This window comes from Dehalococcoidales bacterium (assembly GCA_041652735.1).
Classification (GTDB): Bacteria; Chloroflexota; Dehalococcoidia; order Dehalococcoidales; family RBG-16-60-22; genus RBG-13-51-18.
The window spans coordinates 42,533-57,101 of sequence record JBAZGT010000013.1; the positions used below are offsets into that span (position 1 = coordinate 42,533).

The window sequence follows — 14,569 nt, forward strand, 5'->3', positions numbered from 1 at the left end:
GTCTTATGGTAACGTTTTGCTCCGCTATGGTTCGGGACCCTCCTACGCTAAAGCTGCGGAGGACAAGCAGGCTCACCATGAGCGGCATCTGGATAAGCTAACCGTGAGCGGCCAGCAGTCAAGGCGGCCGGAACAGATTTGCACTACGCAGGACAAAGCTATTATAATACTCGGAAAATTGCCGCCGGGTCTGCCACGGTAAAAGCATATTTTGTAAGTTCAGTCCGAAATGACTTTGTATTAGCAACAAGATAAGCCTAGCCCTATTTTTAAGGGAGCCATACCTGTAGTGGACAAGCGAGACGCGCCTGAAGGCGATAATAGAGAACCGGCAGCCATAGAATCCGGCCAGACCCCCATGGAACGCGATTGGACCAAGGGCAGCATCACCGGCGCCTTGTTTTCCCTGGCCTGGCCGATGACCATCAGCACCAGCATCATGATGCTCGGGCCTATCATCGACATGATATGGATAGGCAAACTGGGGTCGGCAGACATGGCCGGCGTGGGGATTTCCGGCATCGTGGTGATGCTGATAGATTCGCTCATCATGGGGCTTTTCACCGGCCTGCGGGCGATGGTGGCGCGGTTCGTGGGGTCGGGAGACCTGAAGCAGGCCAACCACGTTTCCCAGCAGGCTTTCGTCATCGGCGTATTTCTTTCACTGGTAATGGCGGTAATCGGGCAGCTTTTCGCCACCGATATCATGAAGCTCTGGAAGCTGGAGCCGGATGTCATCGCCGCCGGCGCCACCTACATGCGCATCGAGCTCATCGGCATGTTCACGATGTCCTTCGGGATGCTGGCGCAGAGCGTGATGCAGGCTTCCGGCGATGCCCGCACCCCGATGAAAATCAGCGTGGGCACGAGGGTTTTCCACATCCTGCTCTGCCCGTTCCTCATCTTCGGATGGTCGTTCTTCCCCGCTCTGGGCGTAAGCGGCGCTGCGCTGACCGGTGTGATTGCCCAGGGCATCGCCAGCGTGATAGGACTCTGGGTGCTATTCAGCGGAAAAACCAAGCTCCGCCTTTCACTGCGGAACTTCCACTTCGATAAAAACATCATCTGGCGCACGGTAAAAATAGGTATTCCTTCATCCATCGGCGGGATTCACATGAGCCTGGGCAGCATCATTTTCATGTGGTTCATCACCCCCTTCGGCACACTGGCCGTGGCCGCCCACAACCTGGTCTCACGGGTGGACATGTTCGTGCTGATGCCGGCGATGGGGCTGGGATCGGCGGCGGGGATACTGGCGGCGCAAAACCTGGGGGCACAGCAGCCGGGGCGCTCCGCCAAAACGGCCTGGACGGCGATAGCCTGGTTCACCGGCTTGATGCTGGTTTTCTCCGTCGTCATCTGGTTCTGGGCGGACTACGTGGTGCGCGTTTTTAATCCGGAGCCGGAGCTGGTAGATTTGGCCAGCACCTTCCTGCGCATCCAGACGGTCAGCTACATGGCCAACGGCCTGATGATGGTAATGATGAACGTGATGAACGCCGTGGGCGATACCCTGATAGCCTTTATTATCGACCTGACGACGATGTGGGGCATAAGGGTGCCGCTGGCAGTCATCCTGCCGAAAATCCACAACCTGGGCGTTTACGGGATACGCTGGGCGCTGGTGGCGGACACCCTGTCCTCCGCCGTGGTGTTTATCATCTATTTCCAGTCCGGGCGATGGAAAAAGAAGAAGATATAGTCGCTGAATGCCGCTCCAGGTGAGAGGCATGACGGGGGAGGGGGGGTGATTAAAATCCCTCTCTTATTCCTTCCGATTTCACCGGAATCTTCGACTTTAACAAAGGGAGACGTCAATGCCCCGAAATCAGGGGGCGGCGGAGGGTGATATAACCTCTCCCCCTCTGTCCCCCTCTCCGTTGACAGAGAGGGGGAGGGTGCTATTTACGAACCCTTTTTCCTCTTATCCCCACCTGCGCTAAAGCTTCGGCGGACAAGCCTCTCCCCGCCGGCAGGGAGAGGGACGATGGATGGCAGGATGCAGATTAACTTCTTTCCATTTTTTCCCTTTGAGGGTGTTATAATATACTTAGAATGAAAAATCACAGCTATTATTTACGGCGCACCAAGATAATCTGCACCATCGGGCCGGCATCAGGTTCACCGGCCGTTTTACAGCGGCTGATAGCCGCCGGGATGGATATAGCCAGGCTCAATATGTCCCACGGCACGCTGGAAGAGCATGCCCGCAATATCGAGAATATAAGGAAATTAAGCAAGCGGGAAGGGGTGACGATAGCCATTCTCATCGACCTGCCCGGCCCCAAGTACCGCATCGGGCAACTGGGCGGGGGGCAGGTAACGCTGAAAAAGGGCAGCCAGGTCTATCTCACCACCGAGGACGTCCAGGGCAGCCCTACCCTGCTGCCGGTGACCCTGCCCAACCTGGCCCGGGACATCAAGAAAGGCGATACCGTCATCCTCGACGACGGCGGCATGGAGCTGAAAGTCCAGGGGATAGACGGCGCCGGCGTGAAGTGCCGGGTAACGGTGGGGGGGCTGCTGCGGGAGGGCCGGGGACTGGTGGTGCCGGGCATGAAAATATCCGTACCCTTCCTGACCGAGCAACTGCGGGAAGACATCCTGTTCGCTATCAGTCACAAGCCGGACTTCCTGGCGCTGTCCTTCGTGACCGGGCCGGGGGATATCGAGAGCGTCAAAGACATACTGCGGGAGCACGGCGCCAATATACCCATCATCGCCAAGATAGAGCGGGGCGAGGCGGTGTCCAACTTCAACAGCATCCTGGCCGACTGCGACGGCATCATGGTGGCGCGGGGCGACCTGGGAGTGGAAATACCGCTGGAAAAAGTACCGCTGGTGCAGAAAGACCTCATCAAGCGGTGCAACCGCGCCGGCAAGCCGGTGATTACCGCCACCGAGATGCTGGAATCCATGATAGACGAGGTGCGCCCCACCCGCGCCGAGACCACCGACGTGGCCAATGCCATCTTCGACGGGACGGACGCAATCATGCTTTCCGCGGAAACGGCCATCGGCAAATACCCGGTACCGGCCGTAAAAATGATGTCCGCCATAGCCCGGGAGGCGGAGAAAAAACTGCCCTACGAGCAGATCCTGGCGGAAAGAAGGTCGTGGCTGGAGCGGGTAACCGACGAGCTTATCAGCTACAGCGCCTGCCAGACCGCCCACAGCCTGCGGGCCGCCGCCGTGGTGGCTTTCACGGAGTCCGGCAGCACGGCCAGGCGCATTTCCCGCTACCGGCCGCGCGCGCCCATCCTGGCGCTGACGCCGGATAAAGACATCGCGGGGAAGCTGCTACTGTACTGGGGGGTGCGCCCCTGCATCATCGTCGAACCTACGACCGTTGACAGGCTGTTCACGCTGGGGGCCGAGCTGGCCCGCGACCTGGGCATAGCCAAAGCGGGCGACCTGATAATTATTTCCGCCGGCATACCGATAGGCCAGACAGGGGTCACCAACATGCTGAAGGTGCAGAAGGTGGAGTAGCGGGGCGGGGCCGGGGATTTGTTTTTATAATTTTTTTTTGCCTTTTTACGTACAGCCCGTGCGTAACAATTGTTTTTTCATTTATGTTAAATCAGCTATAAATTTCCGTCATTTGTTTTTTTGTTTATGGTAAGTGGGTTGATAGTTGATAGTTAATAGTTGACAGTACAGTATAGCGGGTTAAAGGGGGAAAAGGAAGGGGATGGTGACGCGGGGGAGGGGGGAGGGTGGATAGAGGGAGGGGTGTGCACGAACCCTTTTTCCTCTTATCCCCACCTACGCTAAAGCTCCGGCGGACAAGCCTCTCCCCGCTAGCAGTGAGAGGGACGATTGTTGGCAGGATGGCTAAAAACCCTCTCTTATTCCTTCCGATTTCATCGGAATCTTCGACTTTAACAAAGGGAGACGCCGATGCCCCGAAATGAGAGGGGGAGGGATTGATGGTTAAGGATTGTGCTGGAGTGACATGCCTTTGGCTTTGTGCTATTCTACCCGAGTTAAAGCAAGCCGGAGTACCTGGATCCCGTATCAAGTACGGGATGACGGGGGGGATAAGGGGAAGGGAGAAAAAACGCCGGATGCCCGCTTGCGCGGGAATGACGGGAGGGAATAAGATAGGGAGAACGGATTCTGCGTCACTCCCGCCTGCCAAAGCCTGGTGCGGCGAGCAGGGTGTTCCCCAGAATGAGACGATGCAGGGTCGACATGAGTTAAGGAGGCTGTAATGGCGGTAAAAAAGACGGACTATAGCATCTTCGAGAAATTCAACTTCGAATACAAACCGGTGGGGATAAAGTTCTCGATGGACAAACCGGAGGGCATCGAGCCGAGTAAAAAGAGCCTGGCGCTCTGCGAGCTGTTCCGGGAAGCCCAGACGAGCGCGCCGTTTTACGTCACCAAAGAAAACGTGGCCTGCGGGGAACAGGTGCTGGGCATCGTCGACTACCCGCCGCTGATGTACAGCGGGCAGCTCGGGCCGATGTTCTCCATGTTCAAGACCCCCGGCGCCAACCGGCGCATTTACGACTACGTCCCGCACCTGCCCAAGGACTCCGTCAACTACATCAGCCACGCATCCATCGACAAAATGACCTTCCAGCCCGACCTGCTGATATTCACCTGCAAGCCATCACAGGCGGAGATTTTGATGCGGGCCAGCAGCTTCTCCGACGGCAAGATGTGGCAGGCCAAGGGCACCACCTGCCTGGCCTGCGCCTGGCTTTACGCGCACCCCTACCTGAGCGGGGAAATCAACTACACGGTGAGCGGGCTGGGCTTCAGCATGAAGGCGCGCGGCGTTTTACCGGAAGGGCTGATTATCATCGCCGTACCGTTCGACGCGATAGGGCCGCTGATGGACAACCTCAAGGAGATGGACTGGGAGCCGTACTGGTTCAAGCTAGGGCGCGAGGGGTTCGTGAAAGAGGTGAAAAAGCGGAGTAAAGAGCTGGCGAAGAAGATGAGGCAGGACTACGCGGGGCCGGGGTCGCTGGCGGGCGATTAGCAACCGGGCGAGGTGAATAGATAAATAGATACCCCTCACCCATTCAACTTCGATCAGGGCAGGCCTAACCTCTCCCCCTCTGTCCCCCTCTCCGTTGACAGAGAGGGGGAGGGTGCTATTGTACGAACCCTTTTTCCTCTTATCCCTTTCCCCGCTGGCAAGGAAAGGGACGATAGATGGCGGGATGCTGATTAACTGCTTTTTTACCCTTCATCATTTGTGCGTCTGCCTTAAAGGAGGGCGAATTACCCTGAATAATACCTGGGTGGAGGATGGATCCCAGTCCTCGGGTAAACTCTGGCTGAAGGCTACGCTGGAATGACATGTTTTTAGATTTTACTGTTTTATCTAATAGATAAAGCAAGGCATGAGTACCTGGATCCCGATTTGCATCGGGATGGTGTGGGGGGATAAGGGGGAGGGGAATGACTAAAATCCCTCTCTTATTCCTTCCGATTTCATCGGAATCTTCGACTTTTTCAAAGGGAGACGTCAATGCCCCGAAATCAGGGGGCGGCGGAGGGTGGATTCCAGCCTGCGCTGGAATGACAAGGGGACTAAAGCCTGGGACGGAATGACATCACTCCTTATATTAAAATACCCGATAATCAAGCAAGGCATGAGTACCTGGATCCCGATTTGCACCGGGATGGTGTGGGGGGATAGAGGGAGGCGATGGATGGTACGAACCCCTTTTCCTCTTATCCCTCTCCCCGCTGGCAGGGAGAGGGACGATTGTTGGCGGGATGCGGATTGACTTCTCTTTTACCTTTCATCATTTGTGCGTCTGCCTTAAAGGAGGGCGAATTACCCTGAATAATACCTGGGTGGAGGATGGATCCCAGTCCTCGGGTAAACTCTGGCTGAAGGCTACGCTGGAATGACATGTTTTTAGATTTTACTGTTTTATCTAATAGATAAAGCAAGGCATGAGTACCTGGATCCCGATTTGCATCGGGATGGTGTGGGGGGATAAGGGGGAGGGGAATGACTAAAATCCCTCTCTTATTCCTTCCGATTTCATCGGAATCTTCGACTTTTTCAAAGGGAGACGTCAATGCCCCGAAATCAGGGGGCGGCGGAGGGTGGATTCCAGCCTGCGCTGGAATGACAAGGGGACTAAAGCCTGGGACGGAATGACATCACTCCTTATATTAAAATACCCGATAATCAAGCAAGGCATGAGTACCTGGATCCCGATTTGCACCGGGATGGTGTGGGGGGATAGAGGGAGGCGATGGATGGTACGAACCCCTTTTCCTCTTATCCCTCTCCCCGCCGGCAGGGAGAGGGACGATTGTTGGCGGGATGCGGATTGACTTCTCTTTTACCTTTCATCTTTTGTACGGTTATGTCAAGCAGGGATTAATTAACCCTGGATAGCAGAAAAAGAGGGGCGGGTTGAAAACCCGCCCCTGCAGTTGAACGTTTAAGGCAAGATTAGTTTATTTTAATGCCCGGGAGGGCGGCGCCGTTTTGGACCAGGGTTTTTTGCAGGAGTTTATAGTCCACCTTACGGACGGGGATGCCCTGTTTGACGGCCAAAGCGGCGGCGGTACCGGCGGCTTCACCGACGGCGCAGCAGTGGGGAATCAGATTCATGCTGTCATTGGCAATAAGGTCGGAGGAAAAGCTGCGGCCAGCGATAAGCAAGCCTTCCACCTTAGCCGGCACCAGAGCGCGGTAGGGTATATAGGCGCAGGTATCACCGGCCTGGGGAGTGTTCAGGGCGAACCCTTCACCGGACTGGCCCGAGCTTATCTTGGGGATGACGGCTATCGTGTCTTCGAACTTGCGGCTGGAATTCATATCGTCGCCGGTGAGGATATACTCCCCCACCAGGCGGCGGCTGCCCCGGGTACCCGTCTGCGAAGCGGTATCCAGAATAAAGCTGTTCTCGAAGCCGGGATAGCGGGCCTTTATAAAGTCGAACCCCTTGCGCATCATCTTACGCACGCTGACCTCCAGTGTGGTCAGGTCTTCCACATCAGTGGACTTCAGGCCGGGTATCCAGTTGTTCACCCAGACCACGTCATCCCGGTGGCCGGGGAAGGGCATAAAGAACGTCCCTGCCGCCTTGCCTAACTCCCCCATCAGCTCGCGGGACTTCTTAGGGTCCCGCGCGTTAGCTTCGGTATATTTCTTGAAATCAACATTCCCGATGCGGAAGACCAGCGCCAGCATCGAGCTTCTTAATTTGGCGTCCAGGGCGCCATCGAACGCCGCCCCGGCGGAAGGAAGCAAATCGGCATCGCCGGTGCCGTCGATTATCACCTTGCCCAGCACCGCCTGACGGCCGGATTTGCTTTCAAAAACAACGCCCTTGACCGCGCCATTTTCCACCAGCGCCTGCGTGCCCCAGGAATGCAGCGAAAGCTTGATCCCCGCCTCCTCAACCATGTCGTTCATAATGCACTTCAGCATCTCCGGGTCCACCGTATAGGTCAAGCGGACCTTGCCGCCCACCACGGTGGAAAAGTGGTCTTTCCAGCGGGCGACCACCGCGGGGTCGGTCGAGCCTACTTCATCAAGCTCCGGGCCCACCTTGCCGCCGGGGATTTTGCCCAGCCGCTCCATCCACTCCAGGCAGAGTCCGGCAATCTGCGGCTCTTTGCTGATGCCGTCGCTCATATGCGGCACCAGGATAACCAGACCGCCGCTGGCCATGCCGCCCAGGTGGCCGTACCTTTCCAGCAAAATCGTTTTCGCGCCGCCGCGCGCCGCGGCCACCGCCGCCGAATGCCCGCCCGGCCCGCCACCCACCACCACCACATCCGCCTCGTGGAAGACCCTGATATCCCGGGCGGGTTCCCTGATGGTTTTAATTTCCTTACCGGCTGCCATATTCATGACCTCCTTTAGCTGAAAGTGAAAAATAACCGAAAGCGGTGGAGTATGAGAGGATTAACCCGTGCGTTATTTAAAGGCGTACAGCACGCCGTCATCACAGCCGATGAAGAGCATACCGTTATCCAGCGCCGGCGAGGACCTGACGGGGCTGCCGAGGTCATGATCCCAGAGCAGGGAGCCATCGGCTTTATCCAGAGCGTAAAGGTGCCCGTCCTGACCGCCGACGTACAGCGCCGTAGTAGCCAGCGCCGGCGAGGAAACCACGAGGTCAGAGGTGTTGAACGTCCACTGCACGGCGTGCGTTTCCAGGTCCACGGACACGACATCATTGACGACCCCGAGATAGGCATGACCGCCCGATAACGCCGGGGAAGAGCTTGACACGATGCCATGGTTCAGCAGGACGCCCCAAAGGAAACCGGAAGGCCTGGGGGAATTTGGCGCCAGACCATAGGCATGCAGGACATTCCAGTACATGCGGACTTTGTGTTCCCAGAGCCAGTTCTTGGACCCGATATCCAGGGCAGTAAAATATCCGTCCGTATCCGTAAAATAGATAACGCCGTCCTGTACCGCCGCCGACGACCGGATATAGGTGGTGGTTATATACTTGAGGCGGACGCGGCCGCTCTTGGCGTTAAAGGTGTAACACATGCCTTCCGGCGCGGGGATGACGACAATGCCTTCCGAGACCAGCGGCGAAGTGTTGACCATAGAGTTCACTCTTGTTTTCCAGACCAGCTTGCCGGTGGCGGCATTCACGGCGTACATACGGAAGTCATCAGAGCCGAAATAGATAATGCCATCAGCGATGCAGGGGGAAGACCTGATGGAATAAACGGAGGAGAAAGACCAAATAAGCTCGCCGGTGGCGGCGTTAAGCGCGTACAGCTTGGCGTCGTTAGAGCCGCAGTAAAGCACCCCGCCGGAGACTATCGGGGAGGACGCCACGAAGCTGCCCGTCTCGTATTTCCACTTGAGATTGCCGGTGGCGGCATCCAGGGCATAGATAAAGTGGTCTTCAGAGCCGAAGTAAACCGTGCCGTCCACCACCGCCGGGGAAGAGCGGACGGGCGCGCCGGTGGCAAACGTCCACTTGAGCGTTCCTTCCGGCTGGGCGGTGCTATCGCCGGTATTGCCGGTGTGCTCCAGGTCACGCCGGAAGCAGGTCCATTCACTGGAAGACTGCGGCTCCGAATGCGCGGTGGCCGGCACCCCGAAGAAAAGGTCCGTAAACTGGTAAAGGCAAAAGAACACCACCAGCAGGACAAGAGCCCCGCCGATACTGAGCCAGATTATCCGATGGCGTTTGCGGGCTCTGGCTTTTCTTGCGTCCAGAACTTCACGCGGCAGAACCATTAGCGACCTCGCTTGAATGATAATCCGTACTCGTACGTGATGTCAATCGTCCGGAAGGCCGTTTCAAGCTGGCTGTTCCGCTAATCAGAACCGGATTTTCCCCTAAGCACCCAGCGACGCGACATCGAGGCTGTGCTCCCAGGGACTGCGGGAGACGTGCATAGCCACGAAAGTGCTGGTACGGGTGATATCCGGGATATTGGCGATAACGTTTTTGACGAACTCATCAAAGTCATGCGGGGTGCGGAAGAGGAAAGTGCCGATGATGTCAAAGCTGCCGGTGCACCCGCACAGGAAATAAACGTGGGGATTTTTTATAAGCAGCTGCTCCACCTTTTCCGCGGTGCCTACTTTCACCTCGATGCACATGACGCACATAAAGTTCAGTCCCAGGCGTTCCGGATTGGGAACGGCGCTGATTTTCATGGTATCACTGTTAATCAGGCTCTTGACACGGTTACGCACCGTGCCCTCGGAAACTTTTAGTTTGCGCCCGATTTCCCGGAAGCTCTGCCGGGCATCGTCCTGAAGCTCCTTGATAATTTTCCGTCCTATTTCATCCAGCATATTGCCCTCCTGAGTAATAGCAAGAACACAAGTCCACAGTAACTATACGCAATTTCACAACATTATGCAAGTTTTTAGAATACATGCGTAACGTGATAAGGCGGTCAGTATAACGCCGGGTATGTATGCGCAAAGCCGGGGGTTTTTCTTACCTACCCCCGATAAAGCAAGCCGGAGTCACTGGATCCCGTATCAAGTACGGGATGACGGGGGGATAAGGGGGAGGGTGGTACGAACCCCTTTTCCTCTTATCCCTCTCCCCGCTGGCAGGGAGAGGGACGATTGTTTTAGCTGTTTGAAGATGGCGCGGGAGGTTAACGAAATCCTCCTCGCTCCCCCTTTAACAAGGGGGACGAATTACCCTAAATAGTATTTACGCTGCTAGTGGATTACAGTCCCCGATTAACATACGGGGCACGGCTGCGCTGGAATGACAAGGGGGCTGAAGCCCGGGACGGAATGTGTCACTCTTTATATTAAAATACCCGATAATCAAGCAAGACGGTAGTACCTGGATCCCGTATCAAGTACGGGATGACGGGAGGAAAAGGGGGAGGGTAGTACGAACCCCTTTTCCTCTTATCCCTCTCCCCGCTGGCAGGGAGAGGGACGATTGTTTTACACAGGCAAGGATGCCTATGTGTACCCGGTTGTACCCTCACACCTTTAAATACGCTCAAGGCGGTGCCGCCCTTTCCTTTCAAAAGAGAGAGGGTTATGTATTTCAGTCTTCGGGATGAACCCGGGCTGAAGCCTGATACAGAGTGGCGTCACTCTTTATATTAAGATACCCAATAATCAAGCAAGACGGTAGTACCTGGATCCCGTATCAAGTACGGGATGACGGGGGGATAGGGGGGAGGGTGAGTGATGGGAGGAAAAGGGGGGAGATATTATGCGGGGGTGTCAGGACTTAATCATGGACAGCATCATCTTAAAGCGGGCGCCGGCGCGCAAAGCGTGCGGCCGGTTGGCCGGCATGATGACCATTTCTCCCCGCTTCAGGCGCAGAGGCTTACCGTCAATAGTCACTTCAGCTTCACCATCGAGGATATAGACCATAGCGTCAAAAGGCGCGGTGTGCTCGCTCAGTCCCTGGCCTTGATCGAAAGCAAAAAGCGTGATGGTGCCCGAAGGCTTATCAATTATTGTGCGGCTGACGACGGATTCCAGGTGGTATTCCACCATGCCGCCCAGCTCCATGACCCGTCCGATGATATCTTCCGATTTCATTTTCCCCTCCCGGCGACGGGGTCTGGTATCATAGAAGAGCTAATATCACAAAGAACCCCGCGGTGAAAACGGATTCTACGTCACTCCCGCCTGCCAAAGCCTTGCGCGGCGAGCAGGGCGTTCCTCAGCATAACAGGCGATACCAGTCCCCGCGATAGCTTTTCCCATATTATACCGCAGGAGGCCCGGCGTTTTCTAAAGAACAATCTTCTAAAAGCGGGAGTTTCAGCAAACGGGAAAAGGTTGACCTAAAGCCGGAACAGTCCTATAATCCGTTTAAACCTGTTATTTTTCAAAGGAGAATTATGCCTGAAAAAAAGTACGCCCAGTACATCATCACGGAGGATATACCTCCCAAGATGCCGGCGCCTACCGGCTTCATGAAGCGCATGGAAGAGCAGCGCAAGGCAGGCAACTACACGGACTCCGCCCACGTACTTTCCCTGAACGATGCTATCGCCAAAGGGGCTTTGTACTTTGACGCGGTCTGGATGACAGCCAAACACGGGGAGCCGCCGACCAATATCGAAATAGCGCACAGCCACGACTTCGACGAAATACTCGGATTCTTCGGGTGCTACAACGGGGACGCGCACGACCTCGGCGGTGAAGTGGAACTCTGGCTGGGAGACGAGCAGTATTTCCTGACCAAAAGCACCATCGTCTTCGCGCCGCGGGGGCTGTCCCACGGGCCTATCTCTTTCTGCAAGATAAAGAGCCCCATCCTCTTTTTCACCAGCGGCAACAAGACCAACTACGGACGGGTGACAGGCAAAGAAGGATAACCCGAACCCCGCCAGCAACTAAATAAAGCAACCGGCGGAAAACGTACCGGGGGAAAGCTGCGCCTTTAATGCGGCGCCTGAAACGGCCACATAAGGGAGGGCGTTATGGAAAAAAGACAACTCGGCAGGACGGAGCATTCAAGCAGCATTCTCATCTTCGGGGGGTTTGCGTTGTTCCGCGTTACCCAGAAAGCCGCCGACGCCGCCATCGAGACAGCGCTGGAAGCCGGCATCAACCACATCGACGTGGCGCCGAGCTACGGGGACGCGGAAAAACACCTCGGCTCCTGGTTCAAGAGGCACGGCAGCAAGCAATTCTTCCTGGGCTGCAAGACCCACGAACGCCTCAAGGAAGGCGCCAAGGAAAGCCTGCTGCGATCGCTGGACAACCTGAAAGTGGACCACTTCGACCTTTTCCAGCTGCACGGTGTGGATACCCACGAGGTACTCGATACCGTGCTCAAGCCCGGCGGCGCCATGGAAGCCATCCTGGAAGCCAAGGAACAGGGGCTGGTGCGGTTTATCGGCATCACGGGCCATCACCCGCCGCTACACAACGAGGCTTTGCAGCGATTCGACTTCGACACGGTGATGTTCCCCCTGAACCGCGTCCACGCCGTACACCCCACCGACTGGAACAACTACAGGCCGCTGCTGAAGACGGCCAAACAGCGGAACGTGGGGGTAATGGCCATAAAGTCCGTGGCCAAGCAGGCGTGGCCGGACCGCCAGGCGAACGTGCACCACTACAACACCTGGTACCAGCCATTCGACGAGGCAACGGAGATAGAGAAAAGCGTGTGGTTCACGCTGAGCCAGGACATCACCGCCGCGGTGCTTCCCGGGGAACTCAGCCTGTGGCCGATGATTATCAGCGCGGCGCAGCGCTTCAAGCCGCTGGACAAAAAGACGCAGCAGGAATACATGAACGACGCGGCACAGTACCAGCCGCTGGCCGGCCCGCAGATGGACTAATCGGCGGACAAGCCGATAGTGCGGTCGATGAACTCCCCTATTTTAGCCACGAACTCCGCCGGGCGCACGCGGAAGACCTGGCTGTGCACCGCGCCGGGGACCTCCCAGACCTCATTGGCGGGGTTGGGGGCAGCGTGATAAAGCCGCTGCGTTTCCGCACTGCTGGAGAAATCGTCCAGCTCTTCATGCACGAACAAGACCGGGCAGGCAATACCCGGCATAACGTCGATAGGATTCACCACGTGATAGCCGTAGAAGAGACGCGTAAACACGATGCCGCCCGGCCAGAACAGGTAAGCCAGGAAAGTGGGGGCGTTAATGGACTGCGCCTGCCGGATGACCATGGTGTGCATGTCAATAAAGCAGCCGACCAGTATGAGCGAGCCGACACCGTTGCCGCCGGCGTACATAGCGGCGGAAGCCGCCCCGGAGCAAAAACCGAGGATGCAGATAGCGTCCGTGGCGAAGCCCCGGCCGACCAGGTAATCCACCGCCCCGCCGATATCCTCATCGATATGCAAGAGGGAACGGCCCTTACCCTCCGATTCCCCCCTGCCCCTTAAATCATAGAGAAGGATATTGTGCCCCTCCGCCGCCAGGGCGCGCGCCAGGCCGCCGGTGTCCGAGTTATCATCGATGCGGTTCTGGAAACCGCCGTTCACCACCAGGATAACGTCTTTATTGACACCGGGGAGGAACCAGCCTGTAAGAGTGAGGTTGTCACCGCGACTGGGGAAAGCGACGTTCTCATAAGACGTCCCCAAAGCCGCGGGGTCATACACCACGGGGAGGCGGGGAATTTCCATGGCCGTTTTAGCGCCGTACCAGGAGATGCCCAGGTAGAGCACCAGGACCACGCCCAGCACGATGGAGATTATCTTGTAGAGCTTATGCCAGCGTTTCAATTCAAGTCTCTGAACTAAACTTGGTTATACTTTATTTTACCGGAGGTTATTCCGGTTTCTTCCAGATGGGCGGCATCTGCTGGGGAATCACCGCCGGACCCGGGGGCGAAGGCGGCGGCCCCTGTTTGGTCTGGAGCGGTTTGCAGATGATTTCCGTGATATGCAGGTCCGCCAGGTGGGTGGAGGCGGCGGCGATAGCGACCACCGCGGTATCCGCGCCGCGGCCCGAACCGGTGACCACGACCACCTGCTCTCCCACATCCACTTTACCGCCGTCCACAGCCATCATTAAAATTTCCACGCAGACTTTCATGCCCTGGCAGAAAGTGCGCAGCAGGTTGGCCATAACCGTGGGAGTATCCACGCCGTAGAGTCGGTCAGTGTGGAAGAGCATGGTGCCGAAGTGCACGGCGTGCCCCTGTTTTTCCAATTCCGTCACCAGCTCCGGGGGGAAATTCATGCCCATGAACCCGAACTGGTGAGGCACCACCACCATTTTAATGGCGGAGCCGGAAAGCATGCCGGCGGCCTGTTTGGCCACCCCGCCGCGGGTGGAGGCCACCACCATTTTCTTAATGCCGCGGGCTTTAGCCCTCTCGATAGCCAGCTTCAGGGCAGCTTCAGTATTCTCGATGCCCGGCTGGTCGAAGTAGGTGATTTTCTCTTCCATGTCCCGGCTCCTTTTCAGTTCAGGCTGGTTACTACCCCCATGATAGCACATTTGGCGGGGAAACAGACAAAAGGTAATAAACGCAGCTACGAACCCTTTTTCCTCTTGTGCAAACTGGGACATAGGTTACACTTTAGACCGGGGACATAGGTAACACTTTTCCTTTGGTTTCATCTAGTAAACCAAGCTTTAAGAAACTGAACCAGACTTCCCAGACTGTGTCTGTAAT

General features: G+C 56.6%; 11 protein-coding genes. 5 read left to right on the forward strand and 6 right to left on the reverse strand.

The genetic code is table 11. The features are described from left to right. Window positions 1-289: 289 nt before the first annotated feature. From WC370_06175 to WC370_06185, 3 genes are all read left to right on the forward strand, one after another. Window positions 290-1,702 carry an MATE family efflux transporter gene (locus tag WC370_06175; GenBank protein ID MFA5309057.1) on the forward strand — a complete coding sequence of 471 codons (1,413 nt, stop codon included), beginning with the start codon at window positions 290-292 and terminating at the stop codon, window positions 1,700-1,702. Between the two features lie 353 nt (window positions 1,703-2,055). Beyond that, entirely contained in the window at window positions 2,056-3,492 is a 1,437-nt protein-coding gene (pyk, locus tag WC370_06180; protein ID MFA5309058.1) for a pyruvate kinase, read from the forward strand. Between the two features lie 724 nt (window positions 3,493-4,216). Then, window positions 4,217-4,996 carry a DUF169 domain-containing protein gene (locus WC370_06185; GenBank protein ID MFA5309059.1) on the forward strand — a complete coding sequence of 260 codons (780 nt, stop codon included), beginning with the start codon at window positions 4,217-4,219 and terminating at the stop codon, window positions 4,994-4,996. Between the two features lie 1,440 nt (window positions 4,997-6,436). Here WC370_06185 and WC370_06190 read toward each other — a convergent pair. The 4 genes from WC370_06190 to WC370_06205 all read right to left on the reverse strand — a co-directional run bounded on the left by WC370_06190 (window position 6,437) and on the right by WC370_06205 (window position 11,005). Next, a complete protein-coding gene (locus tag WC370_06190; GenBank protein ID MFA5309060.1) occupies window positions 6,437-7,840 on the reverse strand; it encodes an FAD-dependent oxidoreductase in 1,404 nt (467 codons plus the stop codon). 72 nt (window positions 7,841-7,912) lie between these two features. Next, complete coding sequence (locus tag WC370_06195; GenBank protein ID MFA5309061.1) at window positions 7,913-9,205, reverse strand: PQQ-binding-like beta-propeller repeat protein; 1,293 nt, start codon at window positions 9,203-9,205, stop codon at window positions 7,913-7,915. Window positions 9,206-9,307: 102 nt separating this feature from the next. Next, a complete protein-coding gene (locus WC370_06200; GenBank protein ID MFA5309062.1) occupies window positions 9,308-9,772 on the reverse strand; it encodes an Lrp/AsnC family transcriptional regulator in 465 nt (154 codons plus the stop codon). A gap of 906 nt (window positions 9,773-10,678) precedes the next feature. Next, window positions 10,679-11,005, reverse strand: coding sequence for a cupin domain-containing protein (locus tag WC370_06205; protein ID MFA5309063.1), 327 nt, complete (start codon window positions 11,003-11,005; stop codon window positions 10,679-10,681). Window positions 11,006-11,310: 305 nt separating this feature from the next. On the opposite strand from WC370_06205, the gene WC370_06210 reads away from it, so the two are divergent. Continuing rightward, on the forward strand, window positions 11,311-11,790 hold the full coding sequence (locus WC370_06210) for a hypothetical protein (protein ID MFA5309064.1): 480 nt from the start codon (window positions 11,311-11,313) through the stop codon (window positions 11,788-11,790). 105 nt (window positions 11,791-11,895) lie between these two features. After that, the gene (locus WC370_06215) at window positions 11,896-12,765 is read left to right on the forward strand and encodes an aldo/keto reductase (protein MFA5309065.1); all 870 of its coding nucleotides are present in this window, start codon (window positions 11,896-11,898) and stop codon (window positions 12,763-12,765) included. Here WC370_06215 and WC370_06220 read toward each other — a convergent pair. Both WC370_06220 and WC370_06225 read right to left on the reverse strand, forming a co-directional pair. Further along, window positions 12,762-13,670, reverse strand: coding sequence for an alpha/beta hydrolase (locus WC370_06220; GenBank protein MFA5309066.1), 909 nt, complete (start codon window positions 13,668-13,670; stop codon window positions 12,762-12,764). The genes WC370_06215 and WC370_06220 overlap by 4 nt on opposite strands. A gap of 46 nt (window positions 13,671-13,716) precedes the next feature. After that, window positions 13,717-14,340: a hypothetical protein gene (locus WC370_06225; protein MFA5309067.1), complete on the reverse strand. Its 624-nt coding sequence runs from the start codon at window positions 14,338-14,340 to the stop codon at window positions 13,717-13,719. Between the last annotated feature and the right edge of the window lie 229 nt (window positions 14,341-14,569).